This window comes from Corallococcus sp. RDP092CA (assembly GCF_041903675.1).
Lineage (GTDB): Bacteria > Myxococcota > Myxococcia > Myxococcales > Myxococcaceae > Corallococcus.
On record NZ_JAYESI010000112.1, the window covers coordinates 1 to 625 of the forward strand.

General features: G+C 71.0%; 1 protein-coding gene. It reads left to right on the forward strand.

The window, feature by feature from the left end; translation table 11 throughout:
- Positions 1-625: condensation domain-containing protein (locus tag U8525_RS34395; RefSeq protein WP_374270960.1), on the forward strand; the 625-nt coding region annotated here is incomplete at both ends.

Below are 625 nucleotides of genomic sequence, written 5' to 3' on the forward strand. Positions count from 1 at the left end.
AGGCGACGTCCGACGCGCTCAAGGCCCTGGCCCAGCGCGAGGGCGCCACGCCCTTCATGGTGCTGCTCGCGGCGTTCCAGGTGCTCCTGTCGCGCTACTCCGCGCAGGAAGACCTCACCGTGGGCTCGCCCATCGCGGGCCGCACCCAGGCGGAGACGGAGGGCCTCATCGGCTTCTTCGTCAACACGCTCGTCCTGCGCGCGCGTCTGGAGCCCCAGTCGTCCTTCCGCGAGCTGCTGGCCCAGGTGCGCGGCACGACGCTCGCGGCCTACGAGCATCAGCACGTCCCCTTCGAGAAGCTGGTGGAGGTCCTCCAGCCCGTGCGGGACACGAGCCGCAGCCCGCTGTTCCAGGTGATGTTCGTCCTCCAGAACGCCCCGGGAGAAGCGCTGCGCGTTCCGGGCCTCACCTTCCGGCCGGTCGTCGCGGAGGGCCACTCCGCCAAGTTCGATCTCACCCTGACGTTGCAGGACTCACCGCAGGGGTTCACCGGCTGGATGGAGTACAGCACCGCCCTCTTCGAGCGCGGCACCATCGAGCGGATGGCCCGCCACCTCCACACCCTGCTGGAGGCCGTGGCCGCCAGGCCCGAGCAGCCCGTGGCCGAGCTGCCCCTCCTCTCCCC